A 17,851-nucleotide genomic window follows, 5' to 3' on the forward strand; every position below is an offset into this window, starting at 1 on the left:
TCAGCCTCCGAGATACGCGTCGATGACCAATTGGTTCGCCCGGATTTCATCCGGTGTCCCCTCGGCGATGATCTCGCCCTGCGCAAGCACGATGACGCGGGTGCAGAGCGACATGACGAATTCCATATTGTGTTCGATGACCACGAAGGTCGTGCCATGTTCGCGGTTGTAGGTGATCAGCCGGTCCTTGAGGTGCCCGAGCATGGTCAGGTTGACGCCGCCCGCCGGCTCGTCGAGCAGCACAATTCCGGGTCCAGCCATGAAGGCCATGGCGGCATCCACGAGCTTTTGCTGGCCATAGGAGAGCGAGCCCGCCGGCGTGTCGCGGTAAGGCGTCAAACGGAAGAACTCGATCAGCTGTTCGGCCTTCGTCGTAAGTCCGGCATCCGATTTGCCGAACAGGCGCGACAGCATCGAACCTTCGTGCTCCTGACCGGCCACAATGACATTGTCGAGCACCGTCATGTTGGGGAAGACCGAAAGCTGCTGGAAGGTGCGGCCGACACCCATCAGAGACAGGTCGGCAGGCCTTACGCCGTCGGTAGACTTGCCGTTGATCTGGCAGTGCCCCTCGGTCGGCTTCGACTGGCCGAGAATACAGTTGAACAGCGTCGATTTGCCCGATCCGTTCGGGCCAATCAAACCGAGAATTTCGCCTTTGTGCACGTCGAAGCTGACCCGGTGGACGGCACGGATGCCGCCGAACCGTTTCGAGATGTTGTGAACCGAAAGAATGACCTCCTGGGCCGCCGCATTCATAGCTGGACTCCCTGTTTGAGATCGCGGCGGGCTTCATGCTTGGGCCGGAACCTTTCCGCGAGTTTCTTGCCGGCCCCGATCAGGCCGGTTGGCGAAAACACCATCAGGACGATCACCAGCGTCGAGTAGATGATCAGGTAATAGCCTTCCGTGAAGCGCAGCAGTTCCGGCAGGAGGATCACCACGGCGGCACCCAGCATTGGGCCGAAGAAGAAGCCGGAACCGCCGACCACTACCATCAGCAGGATTTTCAGGGAATGGATCAGTGCAAAGCTGCTGGGCTCGATGAACTGCACGAGCGGTGCCTGCAGCGCGCCGGCAAGACCGCCGAACGCAGAGCCGATGGCAAAGGCAAGCAGTGTCTGGCGTCGAACCTTGAGGCCAAGGCTTTCGGCGCGGATCGGATTTTCGCGCAGCGCCCTGAAGGCTCGCCCCCAGGGAGAGCGCAGGATCCACCACATGGCGCTAGCGGACACGACGAAGCAGACCAGCGTGAAATAGTAGAAGGCGATGTTGCTGTCGGTGGTGATGCCGAAAAACGACGGGCGGGGCATGCCGACAAGGCCGAACGACCCGCCGGTTATCTCTTCCTCGTTGCGCAGCACGAGGAACAACAGTGTGTTGAAGGCAAGCGTGACGAAGGCGAGGAAGTGGTGCTGAACCCGCAGCGCGGGGTAGCCGAGCAGCAAGCCGACCGCGAAGCTTGCTGCGATCGACACGATCACGGCCAGTCCCCAGTGAATGCCGTTGAGTGTCATCAGCGCGGTGATGTAGGCGCCGATGCCCATGAAGGCGGCCTGCGCCAGGCTGACTTGGCCCGCGTAACCGAGCGTCAGGTTGAGGCCCATGGCAGTGATCGAGAAAATCAGCCACGAGGCCAGCGTGTAGACAATGTAGTTGCCCTGGCCGATCGGAGCGGCGACGAGGGCAGCAATACCCAGCAGAAGCAGAAACGGTTTCAGGCGGATCATACGGTTCTCCCTTCCGAGGTGCCGAGCAGGCCCTGCGGACGCAAGAGGATGATGGCGATCAGAAGCAGAAGCGGCATGGCCGAGCGGTACTGGGCGGAGATGTAGACGGCGGACAGATTGTCGATCACGCCGATCAGCAGACCGCCCACCAGAGCGCCGCGGATCTGGTTGAACCCGCCCACGATGGCGGCGATGAAAGCGACGAGGCCGAGCGTTTCACCATTGGAAAACTTGGCAAGATAGATCGGCGAGATCAGCACAGAGGCCACGGTGGCAAGGCCGGCATTGATCAGAAATGTATAGAGCACCATGCGCTTGACGTTGACGCCGAGGATCTCGGCGACCGCCGGATTCTGGGCGCTGGCCTGCATGCATCGGCCGGTCCGTGTTCGATTGAGAAACAGCTGCAGGCTGCCGATTGCGAGCATCGAGACAACGAGATTGCCGATATCCTGCATAGAAACGCTGGCGCCGGCGATCTCGTAGACCGTCTGCGGAAAGATCGCAGGGAAGGGCTGGGCGGTCGCGCCGTAAAATTCCTTGACGCTTTCCTTCATCAGGAGGCCGAGCGAAATGGTGGCGATGACCAGCGGCAGCGTTCCGTGCGGCAGCATCGGTTCGACGATCAGCCGCTTGAAGGCCACGCCGAGTATAAGAAGCGACAGCGCGAGCGCCAGCGCCACGGAGGGCCATAGCGGCAGGCCAAACACTGTCATACCAACCAGCACGAAAAACGCTGGCAGCATGACGAACTCGCCTTGGGCAAAGTTGATGGTTTGCGATGCCTGCCACAACAGGGTGAAGCCGACTGCCGCAAGGGCGTAGATGGAGCCGGCGGCGAGACCGGAGGCAATAATCTGGATAAACTCGGCCATGGGGTCGTCCTCACGGGCTGGTAATCGGCGTGACTTGCAGGATTGATGACGACGTGCCGGCGGCGCGAACCGCCGGCACTTGTCTTGTCATGCGATCGGCATCAGTTCGGCGGCAGCACCGCCTGGACCACCTGTTTGCCGTTCTCGACTTTCACGACAAAGCTTTCGCGCGACATCTCGCCGGTATCGTCCCAACTCACATCCATCAGGACGCCGGGGTGCTCCTTGGCTGTCAGCTTGAGACCGTGCAGCTTTTCCGCGATGGCCTTGCTGTCCGGCTTGCCGACCATTTCCGTGACGTATTTCAGCGTCCAGGCGGCGGTGTAGCCTTTGATGGCATTGTGGTCGGGCGTGTACTTGAACTTCGTCTTGAAGCGCTCGACCATTTCCTTGACGGCGGGGATATCGGCATCGGGCGTCAGGCCGACATGGCCCATAGCGCCGTTGGCTGCATCGCCGGCAAGTTCGATGACCTTGTGGCCGATCAGAGTAGTTTCGCCGAGAAGCGGTTTGTTCAAGCCTTGCTTGCGGGCCTCGCGCAGGAAGCGGGCGCTTTCTTCCTCGGTGTAATAGATGAAGAAGGCTTCGGCAGTGGAGCCCTTCAGCTTCAGCACGTCGGCGGAAAAGTCAGCCTGCGCCTGTTCGGACGGCACATCGACGACGATCTCGATATTGGCAGCCTTCATCGCATCGACGAAAGCCTTGTGGCCGCCCTTGCCGAATTCGGTATTGGCCCAGGCGACGCCGACCTTTTTCAGGCCCATCGTCTCGGACATGTATTTGGCAAGTTTCGGCACGCCCTTTTGCGAGCCGAAGGCGGTGCGGAAGATGTAGGGGTTTTTCATGGCGACGATGGACGGAGCCTCGGAGCCGGTAAACTGCGGAATGCCGGCCTGACGCGCGACCAGCATGTTGACCACGGTTGATGACGAGAACACCGTTCCCATGATCGCGTAGATACCGTCGTCAATTCCCTTCTGGACCATGGCGCGCGAAACCTGTGGGTCGGTCTGGCTGTCATATTCCAGAACCTTGACCGGCTCCTTGAGAATGCCGCCCTGGGCATTGATTTCCTCAAAGCCCATCTTCACGCCATCGCGGAAGTTGGTGCCGGCCGCGGCGCCGGGTCCGGACAACTCGACGATCGAGCCGACCTTCAGTTCAGCAAGCGCCGGCATTGCGCCGAGCGCCAGTACCATTGCAGTCGTGGTGATAAGTTGTCTGATCATGACCTTCCTCCTTGGCTGATCGATATTTCCGTCCCGGCGGCCAGGTCTCCTCCCTTGTCGCCGTATCCTCATGCCCGGGCGTAGACCCGGGCCTGCGGTGTCTCCGTCTCGATCGCCTAGGCGTCGATCGTGCGTGTCCCCATCAACAGATCGGCCAGCAGCACGGCCTGGGCGTCGAACATGCCTGACCCCGACATGGTGCCGCAGCCCTTGTCGCGGGCAGCAGCAATCAGCGGCGGCACGGCCGGTCGCGTCACGACGTCCGAGACGAACTGGTCTGCGGTCAGAAGATCCGTCTGCACCGGCAGGGGATCGGTCTCACGCATGCCAAGTGGCGTGGCATTGGCGACCAGTGCAAAACCGCGTGGATCTGTTGAGCCTATCCGCGCACGACCCGGAAATGCCTTGTTCAACTGCGCGATCAACGCATCGCGTTTGTGCGTGTCGAGATCGTGCAGGGCCAGTTCCGAGGCGCCGCGTGCCAGGATTTCGTAGGCGATGGCCGCTCCGGCGCCGCCGGTACCCACCAGAAGCGCAGACTTGCCGGCGATCTCGAAGCCTTGGGCCGCGACACCGTCAAGGCAGCCGTGTCCGTCGGTTGCGTCGCCCACCCAGTCGTCGCCATCGCGGATCATGATGTTGACGGCGCCGGATGCCTTTGCGCGGGCCGATATGCGGGCGCAGAATTCGAGGCAGGGGACTTTGTGCGGTACCGTGACAATGATGCCCGCGACATTGCGCATGCTCTTTGCCTGCGACAGCCAGCCGGCCAGGTCTTCGGGGAGAATATGGACCGGTGCGACGATGCCGTTAAAGCCGCGATCGGCCATGATCTGGCTGAGCGAAGCGGGCGATTTCACCTGTCCGATCGGATGGCCGATGATCGGGAAGAGCTTGGTCTCCCCATCGACCTTTATATGTATACTCACGCCTTCCTCCCCTCGGCATGCGATCCGACCCTTGTCCGGTCGTTCTCAAGCTCGACAAAAACATAGGCCCCGTCATCGGCAAATGGACGATGGGGGCGAAACGTTGGACTATTCAACACCGGCGGTCTCCTTCAGTTCGGCCAAGGCCCGGGCGATGCCGTTGCCGACGGTCGTGACAGGCTGATTGCCGAGGATGTGCGGCACCGGGTCCGACGCCAAATCGGCGGGAATACGCAAGGGCGGCCCGCTGATCCGGATCTCGTTCCAGCCGGACTGGTGACTGAGTTCGGCGACAAAATCGGTCATCTCCACCGTATCGCCGGCCATTGTCAGAACGGTCGCTCCTTCCAGCGGCACTGTCATCGCGGTCGAAAGCATCCGGGCCACGTCGTCGACGTAAACGAAGCCGACGCGGCCGGAAAAACGGATTTCAGCCGGTTCGCGGCGCACGGCTGCTCCAAGCGCGATCGACGGACCAGCCGCGATGCCAGCGCTTTCGCCGGGGCCGTAGACGATGTAGGGGCGAAGGCCGAGGCTCGGGATGCCGTGATCCAGCAGATAGGCGCGCGCCATGCCTTCGACCGCAAGCTTGGTCGCCCCATAGACCGTCATCGGCCTTGGATTGACGGCATCGTCGAGTCCGAACACGCCGGCCGAGCTCAGATAGGCAACCGGTAGGCGCTTTGCCTTTGCCGCCTCGAACACGTTGATGCTGCCTAGAAGATTGACGCGCGTGCCGAGCGCCGGGCTGCGGGCACAATCGACCGTCATCAGGCCGACGAGATGGACAATTCCGTTGCATCCATCGGCAGCTTTCGCCACCGCGGCGGCATCGGTGATGTCGCCCGAGACGATGTCGACGCCATCCATGACGGATAGTCGTTCCGGCTTGGGAGCCAGGTCGAAGATCCGGACCCGGTGCCCGGCCGCCTGCAATGCCCTGACGGTTCGCAGGCCGACGAAGCCGGTTCCGCCGGTCACAAGGACGAGGCTCATGCAGCCTCTCCCTTGCGAGCAGCGACGGCGCGGCGGGCTGCATGACGGGCGGCGATGGCCCCGAACACGATCGCCGGGCCAACAGTGATGCCTGGGCCGGGATAGACCCCGCCCATGATCGACTGCAAATCGTTGCCGCAGGCATAAAGGCCCGGAATTGCCGATCCGTCGCGGCGGAGAAGCTGAGCATTTTCGTCGCCGACCAGGCCTATGGCCGAGCCGATATCGCCAGGCCAGAGTTTGACGGCATAATAGGGCGCCGTCTCGAGCGGCCCGAGTGTCGGATTGGGCCCATGCGTCGGATCACCGTTGGCCCTTTCGTAGACGGTGGTGCCGCGGGCGAAATCTGCGTCCGTGCCGCTCCTCGCATAGGCGTTCATCCTGGCCACGCTGTCGTTCAGGCCGGCAGCGTCGATGCCGAGCTTTCCTGCCAGTTCATCGAGCGTTGCAGCCTCGGTCAGGTAGCCATCGGCAAGATAGGGGGCAATGTTCGCACCACCGGGCCGGATCATCCCCATGCCGTATTTCTTCAGCGCCGCAGCGTCGGCAATCAGATAGGTGGGCACATGGCTGCCGTCCTTGTTCGCCGCATACATGGCCGACACGAACAGGTGGTAGCTGGTGCTTTCGTTGACAAAGCGACGACCGTCGCGGCCAACCGAGATGATGCCGGGTTTGGAACGGTCGAAGACGAAATGCGGAAAAACCGCCATCGAGCCATCGGCGCGCTTGCGATGCGAGACCGGCGCCCAGAAGCACGGCTGCGCCGCCGTGTCGCCGTGATAGGCGCCCGCGGTAAAGGCGAGATCATGCAGCGTGCCCGTATGACCAGGCGCCGACGGGCTGAATTCGGGCAGTGGTTGCGGCAACTTGTCTGCACGCATGGTCGGGTGACGGGCAAAGCCGCCGGAGGCGAGGATCAACCCGCCCGTGACGTGAATCTGCCGTTCGGTATCCTTCTGACGGAGTGTCACGCCTGTTACGCCGTGAGGCCCGGTCGTGAACGCCAATGCCTCGGTTTCGGTGAGGATGGTGACCCCAAGCTTTCGCGCGGCAAGCAGCATCCTGCCGATGAGAGCATTGCCCATCACCAGCCGCGTTCCGCGGCCATGGCGGATCTTGTCCAGGTAGTAATGTCCGATCAGTCGAGCCGAGTAAGCGGTCGACTTCGCCGATTTGCCGATTTTCATCAGATGGGCGATGTCGTCACGGTCCACCATGAGGCCGCCGAGAATGGTAAATTCCGGGATGGGCGGACGGATGAGATGCAGGTCTTTCCCGAGCGCCGATGCATCGAACGGCAAAGGTTCGAGAGCCCGCCCGAAGGACGTGGCGCCCTCGAGCTCGTAAAGATAGTCGGGGTGAAAAGGGCGCGCACGGAATTTGACGTCCGTTTTGTCTTCCAGCGCATCGACCACGCCTGTCCCGGCTACAACAAACGCATCGCGCACGGATTTGGAGCTGTGGTTGCCGACAGCGCGATCGAGAAAGCCTGAAACCTTATCGCGGCTGTCGTCGGCACCCATGGCCTGCGCGTGACGGGTAAGCGGGATCCATGTAGTCGCGGCGGAATAGGAGGTCGTGCCGCCGAGATATTCGGTGCGCTCGACCAAAAGAACACGTGCGCCTTCCATCGCGGCAAAGATGGCGGCCGACATGCCGCCTGCGCCAGCTCCCAGTACGACGACATCGTAATCTGGCCCGACTTTCGTCAGTGCATGTTGCATGTGACAATCCTCCCAAAAGACGAGACAGGCCAGTCTTCTGTGGTCACCATCACAAATTATGGAATGACATTCAAGAATAAAAACCAGTTCCATTTTTGTTATTCGTCTGATACCTCACATTCGATCGGGGAGGATTTGGATGGGACGTGTAATCGACATTGCGGTAATTGGTGCCGGTGCCATCGGCCGCACGCATATCGATACGCTGGCCGGAATGCCCCGTTTTCGCCTGACCTCGATCGTCGACCCGATGCCGGCGGGAGCTGTTCTCGCCGCCTCGCTCGGCATTCCCTGTCTTCTTTCCGCAGAGGCGTTGATCGATTCGGGTCTCGCTCGCGCGGCGATCGTTGCTACGCCGAACGAGACGCATCTCCCCGTATCCGAAGCTTTGTTGCGGGCCGGTATTCCTGTGCTTCTGGAAAAGCCGGTCGCCGAAAGCCTGGCTTCGGCGCTGAGGCTGATCGCGATTGCCGACGAGACCGGTCTGCCGCTTCTGATTGGCCATCACCGCCGCCATAACCCTATCATCCGCGCAGCCCATGCGGCGATTCATGCCGGCCGGATTGGCGATCTGGTGATGGCGACCGTGACCTGTTCGCTTGCCAAGCCAGCCGGATATTTCGAGGCCGCGTGGCGCAGAACTCCGGGCGCCGGCGGGCCGTTGCTGATCAACATGGTCCACGAAATCGATCTGCTGCGGCATTTCTTCGGCGAGATTGCGCAGGTTCAGGCGATCGCCAGCCATGCGCGCCGCAGTTTTGCCGTCGAGGATACGGCGGCGGTCAATCTCTCCTTTGTCGATGGCGGGATCGCGACCCTGTGCATATCCGATACCGCGGTCGGCCCCTGGGCCTGGGACCTGACAGCGGCGGAAAATCCGGCACGCTTTCCGGCTCATCCGGTAACCGCCCATCATTATGCCGGCAGCAAAGCCGGCCTGTCGCTGCCGGATCTGACGCTCTGGGAACCGGAGGGCGAGCCGGACTGGACTGAGAAGTTGCGGCCAACTGTACTCGATGTCATCCAGGCCGACCCCTACGAGCGCCAGCTTTCCCATTTTGCCGATCTGATGGACGGGTCAGGCACGCCCATCGTGTCAGTACGGGACGCGACGGCCAACCTGATCGTGCTCGATGCGATCCGCACGGCAGCCGATACCGGACAGTCCGTCACAGTTGACCTTTCACCGCTCGAAAGCCTTAGTGGAACCGTGTTCAACAACGGAATGGGTCCATGAGCAGCGTTCTCGGAAAATCCCTCGCCATCATCGAACTGCTGGTCAATCATCCGGCCGGCCTCACCGTGTCGGCGATCGCCAGCGAAATCGATCAGCCGGCAAGCGGCGTACACCGGACTTTGCAGGAGCTCGCGCGGCTAGGTTATGTGCGCCAGGCGCAGGCGCAGGGCGATTACGCCCTGACCATCAAGCTGCCGGCCATGGGCGTCGGGTTTCTCGGCCGTGCCGGCATTACGGATGTGGCGCAGCCGGTGCTCGACGAACTGGCGGCGCATTCCGGCGAGTTGATCCGGCTTTCCGTCATCGATGGCGACCGTCTGACCTGGGTGGCGGTGGCGCAGGGGGCAACACGTGGCCTCCGTTACGATCCGGGCCAGGAACAGGGCGTTGTCGTGCATCTGGCGAGTTCCGCCGGCGGTAAGGCGTGGCTTTCGTCGATGAGTGATGAAGAGGCGCTGTCGCTTGTCTCTGGCCAAGGGCTTTTGCGACAGGCGGAAGGCACGGGACCGAACGCCCCGCGCAGCCTTACGCTGCTGTTGGAACAACTGGCTGAGGCCCGCGCCCTCGGTTACGCGACGGCGGTGGATAGCTATATCGCCGGCATGGCGGCTATGGCCGTTCCGGTCCGGTATCACGGCCATGGTCAGGTGCTCGGATGTCTCTCGATCGCCGGCCCGGCCGTGCGGATGACGGCGGAGCGGATGGCGGTGCTCGCACCCCGGCTCCAGGCTGCGGCCATCGAACTTGGCGAGGCAGCCTCGGGATCGCAATATTTTCAGGCAGTCGTGAAGGCGGTTGAGCCGGCCAGAGGAATGGAACGGAAGACCGCGTAGCAACGCGCCGTTCCACTGTCTTGTCCGGGCATGTACGTAAGGCGGGGATGGATGGAACGGCAATCTGTGAACACCATGACCTGTGATGTTCTCGTCATCGGTTCCGGCGCTGCCGGGCTCGCGGCGGCGGTGACGGCAGCGCACTACGGCTGCAAGGTCATCGTCGCTGAAAAGGCTTCTGTTTTCGGCGGTACATCGGCTTGGTCGGGCGGCTGGCTCTGGATACCCCGCAATCCTCTGGCGCGGGCTGCCGGAATAGACGAACCACCGGAGGGCCCCCGCGGATACCTGCGCAGCGAACTCGGCAACCGTTACGGTGATCCGCGCGTCGCGGCCTTCCTGGACAAGGGTCCGGAAATGGTTTCCTTCTTTCAGGATCATACCGAGGTCCGCTGGGTGGACGGCAATCGCGTGCCGGATTTCCACGACACGCCCGGTGCTCTGAATGGTGGCCGGTCGGTGACGGCAGCTCCGTATGACGGGCGGCGGCTCGGGCCATGGATCGACAAGCTCCGCCCGCCGCTCGACGTCGCCAGCCTCTGGGGCATGGGGCTCGCAAGTGGTGCCGACATCGGACATTTCTTCAAGGCAACCCGCAAGCCGCGTTCGGGGCTCTACGCAGCGGGCCGTCTCGTCCGGCATCTCCGCGATCTTGCCCTGCACCGGCGCGGCATGCATCTCGTCAACGGCAATGCTCTTGTTGCACGCTTGTTGCGATCAGCGCTCGATCTCGGCGTGTCGATGATGGAACAGGCGCCGGTAAAAGAGCTGTTGCGGAATGGCGATCGGGTCGTCGGCGCGCGGCTGGGCACCGACGGTGGCGATACGATCGTTCATGCGGCGCGGGGCGTCGTGCTGGCGACCGGTGGTTTTCCGCATGACCGCGACCGTCTGACTGCGCTTGCCGGATCGGCCGGCGGCGGCGAGGGGCATTTTTCGGCCGCACCCAGCAGCAATACGGGCGACGGATTGCGGCTGGGGGAAACCGTCGGCGCCACCGTTTCCGCAGATCTCGCATCGGCCATGGCGTTGGCGCCGGTGTCGCTGGTGACACGGCCGGATGGCAGCGTTGCCCATTTCCCGCATCTGATCGAACGCGCCAAACCCGGCATCATCGCCGTCAACGCGTCGGGCAGACGGTTCGTCAACGAGGCGGACAGTTATCACGACTTTACCAAGGCGCTGCTCGATGCGACGCCGCAGGCAAGCCCGCCTGTTGCCTGGCTGATTGCCGATCACAGGGGACAACGCCGCTGGGGCCTTGGATGGGCAAAGCCGTTTCCCTTTCCTCTCGGCCCGGCGATCCGTTCCGGTTACCTCAAGAGAGGTCGAACGCTGGCCGAGCTTGCCGCGGTCTGCGGCATTCCCGAAGTAGCTCTCACAGACACGGTCGCGACTTTCAATCGATATGCTGAGCGTGGCGAAGACCCCGAATTCGGGCGCGGCCGGTCCGCCTACAACCGGGTCCAGGGCGATGCCGACCACGGGCCCAATCCATCGCTTGCACCGCTTGCCCATGGGCCGTTTTACGCGGTGAAGATCGTGCCGGGATCGCTCGGAAGCTTCGCCGGCCTGCGCACCGATCCGCAGGCGCGGGTTCTGGACGCGGGCGGCGAAGCGATCCCCGGGTTGTTTGCCGTCGGCAACGACATGTCGTCGATCATGGGCGGCAATTACCCGTCCGGCGGCATCACGCTCGGTCCGGGCATGACCTTCGGATACATCGCCGGTCGGGTTCTGTCCGGCCAGTCCGTTACGGTATCCGACACAATTTCACAGGAGGAAATGGAATGAGCCTTTATGAACTCGCGACGCTCGACACGGTGATCTTTGGCGCTGGCAAGGCAACGCCTGGGATCGAAGCCTGGGTTGCCGCAGGCGAGGGGCGCCTCTGCGGAGCCTGGGGCACCGATATCGGCTCGCTGAACCGTATCTTCCTGCTGCGCGCCTTCGACAGTCTCGATAGTCTCTACGGCGAGCGCGAGCGGGCGTTGCGTAGCGACAACCCCTTCGGCTGCGTCGAGCAACTGGTTTCGCTCAGCATGGAAAGCTACCGCGCGCTGGAATTCCTGGCCCCCATCAAGGCCGGCACGTTCGGTCCGATCTATGAGTTCCGCACCTATCACACCCGGATCAACGGCATCACGCCGACCGCGGAAAAATGGGCCGATGCGGTGCCCGGGCGCGAGGCCTATTCGAAGCTCACCGTTGCCATGTATGGGCTCGACGGCAGGCCGCGGCTCACCCAGATCTGGCCCTATGCCAGCCTTGCCGCCCGCACCGACGCCCGCGGAAAATCGGTCGCCGACGGCAAGTGGCCACCGAAGGGCGGTCCCGACTGGCTGACACCTGAAATGACCAGCCAGATCGCCATGCCGCTACCCTTCTCGCCGCTGAAGTGAAGGCACCGATCGGGCAGGCCATCATCGCGACGGCCTGGTACGAGACGTCTGGACGTCATCCTGCCGCTCTCCGTGTCCGGCGAGCGTTGCTTTTCTCCGTGAAGGCGGACCGGCATCAGTCCTATAGATTGGCCGTATAATCCATTGTTCAAACGCCTGCGGGTGCGCTTAAAGAGACCCCAAGATCTACGGAGGATTTCATGCGCACCCAAGTCGCCATCATCGGTTCTGGCCCTTCGGGTCTCTTGCTTGGCCAATTGCTGACCAATGCCGGTATCGAAAACGTCATTCTCGACAGGGTGAGCAAGGACTACATCCTTGGCCGGGTGCGGGCGGGCGTGCTGGAGGAAGGCATGGTCAGCATGATGGAGCGTGCCGGTGCGGCGGACAGGATGCACAGGGACGGCCTCCCACATGACGGGTTCTCGCTTGCCTTCGACGGCCGCGACCACCGCATAGACCTGATCGGGCTAACAGGAAAACGCGTGCTGGTTTACGGCCAGACCGAAGTCACCCGCGACCTGATGGATCAGCGCGAAGCCTCCGGCGCAACCACGATCTATAGTGCCGAAAACGTAGCGCCGCATGACTTCGATGGAACGAACCCGTACGTGACATTCGAAAGAGAGGGCGTCAGCCACCGGATCGACTGCGATTTCATCGCCGGCTGCGACGGTTACCACGGCATCAGCCGTAAATCGGTGCCGGAGCACAGTCTCACGACGTTCGAACGGGTCTATCCGTTCGGCTGGCTCGGGATCCTGGCGGATGTGCCGCCGGTCAGCCACGAACTGATCTACGCCAATCACAGCCGCGGTTTCGCACTGTGTTCGATGCGCTCGGCCAGCCGCAGCCGCTACTATATCCAGTGCGGACTGGACGAGAAGATCGAGGATTGGTCGGATGAGCGCTTCTACGACGAACTGCGTCGGCGGTTGCCGGCGGAGCATGCGGAAAGCATGGTCGTCGGCCCCTCATTCGAAAAATCGATCGCGCCGTTGCGGTCCTTCGTTGCCGAGCCGATGCGGATCGGCCGCCTGTTCCTGGTCGGCGATGCCGCCCATATCGTGCCCCCGACCGGCGCCAAGGGGCTGAACCTTGCAACCAGTGACGTGTTCTACCTGTTCGAGGGGCTGCAGGAGTATTTCTCAGAGAAATCAGCCGCGGCAATCGACGCCTATTCGATGCGAGCCCTCAAACGGGTATGGGGCGCCGTGCGCTTCTCCTGGTCGATGACGACGATGATGCACCGCTTTCCCGAAGCCGGCGAGTTCGACCGGAAAATCCAGGAAGCGGAACTCAATTACCTCGTAGGCTCGAAGGCTGCCGCAACAGCACTCGCCGAAAACTATGTCGGCATTCCCTATTAGGCTCCGTCGGAAAGAGTTGTAGGCCGAAGCTGCGGAGCGGCCGCCATACACGCCGATCGCGATCATTGCCCATCGCAAACGTGATAATATGTTGTATTCGTCGACATGCGTCATACACTTGGCAGGATGGTTGGGCGTTCCTGATCGTCGGCATCCGCAATATCGGTTGTGTGTCCCACTGAATATTTTATGTTGAAGTGACAGCAGACGAGAACGATCGATTGGTAGATACGCACGACAGTCCTTTCACCACTCAGAAATCGGTACATCGGCGGAAAGCGTGCAGCGCTTGTGCCAACTGCGATGTGCGCACAATGGCTGTTTGTGCTGCGTTGGCTGACGAGGAACTTTCCGAACTCGACAAGATCATGACCTCTCGGCATCTTGCTCCCAACGAGATGCTTGTGAGTGAAGGCGACCCTCTGCATCGGACCTACAGCCTTACTGCAGGCATGTTGCGACTATCGATCGCGCTCCCCGATGGACGCCGCCAGATCACCGGCGTTCTGCTGCCGGGCGACTATCTTGGCCTGGCGGATGAGGACGTCCATTCCTCCACGGCGGAAGCGATTGGTTCAGTCCAGCTCTGTTCGTTCTCGACGCGCGAAATGCATGCGCTGATGGAACGCTACCCCAAGCTGAAGGACCGGCTGCATTCCTTTACCCGCTCGGCGCTTCGCGAGGCCCGTGATAATCAGATGATCCTCGGGCGCCTGGCGCCGGTCGAAAAGCTTGCGAGCTTTCTTCTGGCGCTGTCTGCAAGGGCTGCGGAGCATAAGCTTTCCGCCAATCCTCTGTCACTGCCAATGTCGCGGACCGACATAGCGGACTATCTTGGGCTGACGATCGAAACCGTCAGCCGCTCCTTCACCAAGCTGCGCAATACTGGCATGATCCGGCTGCCCGATCCGCAAACCGTCGAACTGATCGACATGTCCGCGCTTGAGGCCGTTGCAGGCATCAACGTTCACTGATCTTCGCGCAGACGTCCGTCCGTCAGATGGAGGATGCGGTCAACGATCCCGACCGGCAAGTACGCATGGCTGATGAGGAGGACGGTTCGTCCCACCGTCGCGTTCCTGAGATCACTGAAGAACGAGAGTTCGGTTTCCCGGTCGAGACCGCTGGTCGGCTCATCGAGAACGAGGATCTCCGCCTTGGACAGAAGTGTTCGGGCGAGGCAAAGCCGCCGCGCCTGTCCAACGGAGAGTGTATGACCGGCTTCTCCGACCGGCGTTTCCAGACCGGAAGGCAGACTGCGCACAAAGTCGGCGAGACGCGCCTTGCCGAGAGCGAACCAGCATTCGTCATCGCTCGCTCCGTTGCAGCCGATCCTCAGATTGCCACCGATCGTGCCGATGAAGACCGGCGCGTTCTGTTCGAGCAGGGCGATCCTGGCGTGAAGATCGGACTGCGCGATGTCGCGGATATCCGTACCCGCAACGCGCACGGCTCCCGCGATGGGATCAGCGAGGCGCAGGAGAAGGGCGCCGAGTGTGGATTTTCCGGCGCCGCTTTCCCCCATGATGGCGACGCTGCTTCCGGCGTTCACCGTCAGATCGAGGTTCCGTAGGACAGGCCGCCGCGGATTGTAGCCGAAGGTCAGGCCTTCGATTGAGATACTTCCCCCGGCGGGAAGGGCTGCCGGGTGGAGCGTATCGACGACAACAGGTGGTGTCTCCGCCAGTCTCCTCAGTCGCTCCGCCGCGGCGATCGCGCTACCGAACTTTGCGACCTGACGGGTGACGGCCGCCGTTGCCTCGAAGCTCCCGAGCGAGGCGAGAAGAAGGCCGACGAGAATAGGGCCGCTGATCAGGCCACGTTCCAGAGCCGTCAGCCCGGTCAGCAATGTGCCGACGACTGCAAGTCCTCCGAGGACGGCGATTGCTGCTGACGCCGATGCCGAGGCACGGGCGAGACGCAGCCTCGTCCTTGAAAGATCTGCAGCGATTGCATCGGAGCGTGCCCGCATCCGATCGGCAGCACCGAATGCAATCAGATCGGCGTGGCCGTCGACCATGTCGAACGCCGCTACACGCAGTTCGGTCGAGAGGTCTATGATCCGGGCGCCCAGCCGGCGCGTTCCGCTTGAAAGCATTATCGGAACGACAAACAGCGCTGTCGCCATGACGACCGCGTAGAGGATGGCAGCTGCCGGCAGCATGACGGACAGGAAAACGGTCACTGCCGTTGCTGTGAGTACACCCGTCACGAGCGGACCGGCTGCGACGATGAACACACTGTCGAGCGCATCCACGTCTGCCGTTAGCCGTGAAACCGCATCGCCTTTGCGGAGCGCTTGGTTGGCTTGATGCACGCCAGGACCGAGGCGTCTGAACAGCCATTCTCTGATGTCGGCCAGTACTCGAAGCGTCGTGTCGTGACCGACGAGCTTTTCGCCGTAGCGCGACAGGATGCGCAGCATCGACAGGCCTCGGACGGCAGCCGACGGACCGAAAAGATTGAAGCTCATGGTAGCGGTGGTCAGGAATGCCGCGGTCAGGAACCAGCCGGAAATGCCCAGCAGAGCAACGCCCGCGAGAAGTGTCGCAAGCGAAAGGCCCAGGGCAATAGCGAAGCCTGCCAGATGGCGCCGAAACAGCGGGTGGAAAGACAGGAGCGCTCTCATGCGGCAAACTCCCGACCAGAGGAAACGACAGACAGGGTCGGCCTCATTGGCAAGAGATGTCCGTTCTCGAACCGCATTGTCGCGTCCATGCAGGAAGCGACCGTCATCGAATGCGTGGCAATGATCATCGTCCGCCCTTGGGCGAACCCCTGGAGGCGATCGAGCACGGTCGCTTCCGTCTCGGGATCGAGATGCGCGGTCGGCTCGTCAAGCAGGATGATGGACGGATCCGTGAGATAGAGGCGGGCCAGGCCGACGCGATGCGCCTCGCCGCCCGACAGGCCGAGCCCACCTTCTCCGATGCTGGTGGCAAGGCCGTCCGGAAGTCCATCGCTGAACGCCGTGACCAGGGCCAGATCGGCCGCGCGGCGGATCTCGTCGTCGCTGGCGCCGGGATCAGCGAGGCGGATATTGTCGGCGATCGTGCCGTGAAAGAGATGCGGTTTCTGACTGACGAAGGTCAGCATCCGGCGGAGGTCGCGCTCATCGATGTCATCGAGCCGGCGATTGCCGAACTCGATTGTTCCCTCAGTGCGCGCAAGCCTTGCCAGCACATTCAGCAGCGTCGACTTGCCGATGCCACTGCGGCCGACGAGAGCGATATGCTGGCCAGCCGGGATGGAAAGTCTGCTCGATGTGAGCAGAATGGAGCAACCGTCCGGCGTTTTGATGCTGAAATTGGTGGCGAGGATCGGGACCGCGGAGGAGACAAGCCGCACCGGTGCCGGAGGGATGATCAGAGCCACGGGCATGGGAAGCTCGCCGAATTGCCGCACGATCTCTGCGACCGCCCCCTTGGCATGGGCGCGGTCGTGGTAATGTGCGGCGAGCGATCTAAGCGGAAGATAAACTTCCGGAGCCAGCAGCAGACAGAAAAGCCCGGATTGGAGCGACAACTGCGTACCCGGCAGGTCGACCATGCCGAGATAGCTGAGGCCGACGTAAAGTGCGACGCCGGCAACGCCGAGCGCTGCGAAGAATTCGAGCACCGCCGATGACAGGAACGCGATGCGCAGCACGCGCAGCGTCCGCCGGCGAAGCTGGTCTGTCGCTTCGTGCATGGCTCCAGCCTCGATCTCCATTCGTCCGAACAGCTTCAGCGTGAGGAGACCACCGAGACGATCGGCAAAATACTCCGACAGCCGCGACAGCGCATTGGCCTGTGCATCGCTCGCGGCCTGCGCCCCGAAGCCGACCAGCGCCATGAACAGCGGGATCATCGGCGCAGTGAACAAGAACAACAACCCGACCACCCAGTCGAACGGCATCACTGCTGCAGCAAAGACGATGGGGAGCAATGCGGCCTGAATGGTTGCGGGCAGGAACCGCGAAAAGAAGCCGTCCAACGCCTCGACCTGATCGACAACCGTGCTTGCAAGCGCGCCGGACGACCGGTCTTGTCTCCAGTCCAGACGAGGAGCGAGCAGCCGTGTGGTCAGGCTGTCGCGCACCGTTCGCTTGATCTTTTCGGCAGCGAACGATCCCGCCACTTCGGCAGCAAAGGCAAGGGCGGTACGGAGAGCAAGGAGGGAGGCGAAACCGAAGATCTGCGGCCAGAGCTGGTCTAAGGGAACGCCATCCTCGATCGCCCGGCCAAGCACCTGCGACAAAAGCAGCACCTGCCCGATCAGCAGCAGGCCGGAGAGTATAGGGAGTGCGACCGCGATGCCGAGGGCGATGCCGCCGTGTCGGCGCAGGGCGGAAAGCGCTTTCCGGTCGCCGCCATCTTCACCCATTTCCTGCTCGTCTGTGATTGTGGTCATCGGTTTCCGCACTGCCCTGATCGTCGTGGGACTATCTAATCCGGCATGCAGGAGGGCTCATTGATTGCAATCAATGCACGGGGCCCGTGCGGTGGATTATGCCGCTTTCAGACCGGGGATTTCGAACCGGA

The 17,851-nt window shown here is 62.2% G+C and carries 15 protein-coding genes; 6 read left to right on the top strand and 9 right to left on the bottom strand.

All coding sequences use genetic code 11. The features are described from left to right. From G6K99_RS19835 to G6K99_RS19865, 7 genes are all read right to left on the bottom strand, one after another. Complete coding sequence (locus G6K99_RS19835; protein WP_174197601.1) at positions 1-759, bottom strand: ABC transporter ATP-binding protein; 759 nt, start codon at positions 757-759, stop codon at positions 1-3. Continuing rightward, positions 756-1,730, bottom strand: a complete 975-nt coding sequence (locus G6K99_RS19840) for a branched-chain amino acid ABC transporter permease (RefSeq protein ID WP_062459343.1) — start codon at positions 1,728-1,730, stop codon at positions 756-758. The genes G6K99_RS19835 and G6K99_RS19840 overlap by 4 nt, the downstream gene beginning before the upstream one ends. After that, positions 1,727-2,605 carry a branched-chain amino acid ABC transporter permease gene (locus G6K99_RS19845; protein WP_174197602.1) on the bottom strand — a complete coding sequence of 293 codons (879 nt, stop codon included), beginning with the start codon at positions 2,603-2,605 and terminating at the stop codon, positions 1,727-1,729. The genes G6K99_RS19840 and G6K99_RS19845 overlap by 4 nt, the downstream gene beginning before the upstream one ends. Before the next feature lie 101 nt (positions 2,606-2,706). Next, positions 2,707-3,834, bottom strand: coding sequence for an ABC transporter substrate-binding protein (locus G6K99_RS19850; RefSeq protein WP_174197604.1), 1,128 nt, complete (start codon positions 3,832-3,834; stop codon positions 2,707-2,709). A 116-nt stretch (positions 3,835-3,950) separates the two neighbouring features. Next, on the bottom strand, positions 3,951-4,763 hold the full coding sequence (locus tag G6K99_RS19855) for a shikimate dehydrogenase (protein ID WP_325264729.1): 813 nt from the start codon (positions 4,761-4,763) through the stop codon (positions 3,951-3,953). A 108-nt stretch (positions 4,764-4,871) separates the two neighbouring features. After that, positions 4,872-5,759, bottom strand: a complete 888-nt coding sequence (locus tag G6K99_RS19860) for an NAD(P)-dependent oxidoreductase (RefSeq protein WP_174197606.1) — start codon at positions 5,757-5,759, stop codon at positions 4,872-4,874. After that, on the bottom strand, positions 5,756-7,486 hold the full coding sequence (locus G6K99_RS19865; RefSeq protein WP_174197608.1) for an FAD-dependent oxidoreductase: 1,731 nt from the start codon (positions 7,484-7,486) through the stop codon (positions 5,756-5,758). The genes G6K99_RS19860 and G6K99_RS19865 overlap by 4 nt, the downstream gene beginning before the upstream one ends. 139 nt (positions 7,487-7,625) lie before the next feature. Here G6K99_RS19865 and G6K99_RS19870 point away from each other — a divergent pair, with 139 nt between their 5' ends. The 6 genes from G6K99_RS19870 (at position 7,626) to G6K99_RS19895 (ending at position 14,302) form a co-directional block, all read left to right on the top strand. Then, a complete protein-coding gene (locus tag G6K99_RS19870; protein ID WP_174197610.1) occupies positions 7,626-8,723 on the top strand; it encodes a Gfo/Idh/MocA family protein in 1,098 nt (365 codons plus the stop codon). Then, positions 8,720-9,556 (top strand): IclR family transcriptional regulator, encoded by an 837-nt coding sequence (locus tag G6K99_RS19875; protein ID WP_062578227.1) that lies wholly within the window; start codon positions 8,720-8,722, stop codon positions 9,554-9,556. The genes G6K99_RS19870 and G6K99_RS19875 overlap by 4 nt, the downstream gene beginning before the upstream one ends. Before the next feature lie 51 nt (positions 9,557-9,607). After that, a complete protein-coding gene (locus G6K99_RS19880) occupies positions 9,608-11,350 on the top strand; it encodes an FAD-dependent oxidoreductase (protein WP_174197612.1) in 1,743 nt (580 codons plus the stop codon). After that, on the top strand, positions 11,347-11,958 hold the full coding sequence (locus tag G6K99_RS19885; RefSeq protein WP_174197614.1) for an NIPSNAP family protein: 612 nt from the start codon (positions 11,347-11,349) through the stop codon (positions 11,956-11,958). The genes G6K99_RS19880 and G6K99_RS19885 overlap by 4 nt, the downstream gene beginning before the upstream one ends. Positions 11,959-12,158: 200 nt before the next feature. Continuing rightward, positions 12,159-13,328 (top strand): 4-hydroxybenzoate 3-monooxygenase, encoded by a 1,170-nt coding sequence (gene pobA, locus G6K99_RS19890; protein ID WP_174197615.1) that lies wholly within the window; start codon positions 12,159-12,161, stop codon positions 13,326-13,328. Between the two features lie 314 nt (positions 13,329-13,642). Then, the gene (locus G6K99_RS19895) at positions 13,643-14,302 is read left to right on the top strand and encodes a helix-turn-helix domain-containing protein (RefSeq protein ID WP_174197617.1); all 660 of its coding nucleotides are present in this window, start codon (positions 13,643-13,645) and stop codon (positions 14,300-14,302) included. On the opposite strand, the gene cydC is transcribed toward G6K99_RS19895, so the two are convergent. Both cydC and cydD read right to left on the bottom strand, forming a co-directional pair. Further along, positions 14,296-15,957, bottom strand: coding sequence for a thiol reductant ABC exporter subunit CydC (cydC, locus tag G6K99_RS19900; protein ID WP_174197619.1), 1,662 nt, complete (start codon positions 15,955-15,957; stop codon positions 14,296-14,298). The two genes, G6K99_RS19895 and cydC, sit on opposite strands and share 7 nt — an antisense overlap. Then, complete coding sequence (gene cydD / locus G6K99_RS19905) at positions 15,954-17,720, bottom strand: thiol reductant ABC exporter subunit CydD (RefSeq protein ID WP_244631543.1); 1,767 nt, start codon at positions 17,718-17,720, stop codon at positions 15,954-15,956. The genes cydC and cydD overlap by 4 nt, the downstream gene beginning before the upstream one ends. Positions 17,721-17,851: the final 131 nt, after the last annotated feature.

This window comes from Neorhizobium sp. AL 9.2.2 (assembly GCF_013317225.1).
In the GTDB taxonomy this organism is placed as follows: domain Bacteria; phylum Pseudomonadota; class Alphaproteobacteria; order Rhizobiales; family Rhizobiaceae; genus Neorhizobium; species Neorhizobium soli.

Excerpts from the sequence above, each read along its gene's own strand:
- G6K99_RS19860 (WP_174197606.1), bottom strand. The coding sequence starts at position 5,759 with ATGAGCCTCGTCCTTGTGACCGGCGGAACCGGCTTCGTCGGCCTGCGA.
- cydD (WP_244631543.1), bottom strand. The coding sequence starts at position 17,720 with ATGACCACAATCACAGACGAGCAGGAAATGGGTGAAGATGGCGGCGAC.
- G6K99_RS19865 (WP_174197608.1), bottom strand. The coding sequence starts at position 7,486 with ATGCAACATGCACTGACGAAAGTCGGGCCAGATTACGATGTCGTCGTA.
- G6K99_RS19880 (WP_174197612.1), top strand. The coding sequence starts at position 9,608 with ATGGAACGGCAATCTGTGAACACCATGACCTGTGATGTTCTCGTCATC.
- G6K99_RS19835 (WP_174197601.1), bottom strand. The coding sequence starts at position 759 with ATGAATGCGGCGGCCCAGGAGGTCATTCTTTCGGTTCACAACATCTCG.
- G6K99_RS19875 (WP_062578227.1), top strand. The coding sequence starts at position 8,720 with ATGAGCAGCGTTCTCGGAAAATCCCTCGCCATCATCGAACTGCTGGTC.
- G6K99_RS19895 (WP_174197617.1), top strand. The coding sequence starts at position 13,643 with ATGGCTGTTTGTGCTGCGTTGGCTGACGAGGAACTTTCCGAACTCGAC.
- G6K99_RS19840 (WP_062459343.1), bottom strand. The coding sequence starts at position 1,730 with ATGATCCGCCTGAAACCGTTTCTGCTTCTGCTGGGTATTGCTGCCCTC.
- G6K99_RS19885 (WP_174197614.1), top strand. The coding sequence starts at position 11,347 with ATGAGCCTTTATGAACTCGCGACGCTCGACACGGTGATCTTTGGCGCT.
- pobA (WP_174197615.1), top strand. The coding sequence starts at position 12,159 with ATGCGCACCCAAGTCGCCATCATCGGTTCTGGCCCTTCGGGTCTCTTG.
- G6K99_RS19845 (WP_174197602.1), bottom strand. The coding sequence starts at position 2,605 with ATGGCCGAGTTTATCCAGATTATTGCCTCCGGTCTCGCCGCCGGCTCC.
- G6K99_RS19850 (WP_174197604.1), bottom strand. The coding sequence starts at position 3,834 with ATGATCAGACAACTTATCACCACGACTGCAATGGTACTGGCGCTCGGC.
- G6K99_RS19870 (WP_174197610.1), top strand. The coding sequence starts at position 7,626 with ATGGGACGTGTAATCGACATTGCGGTAATTGGTGCCGGTGCCATCGGC.
- cydC (WP_174197619.1), bottom strand. The coding sequence starts at position 15,957 with ATGAGAGCGCTCCTGTCTTTCCACCCGCTGTTTCGGCGCCATCTGGCA.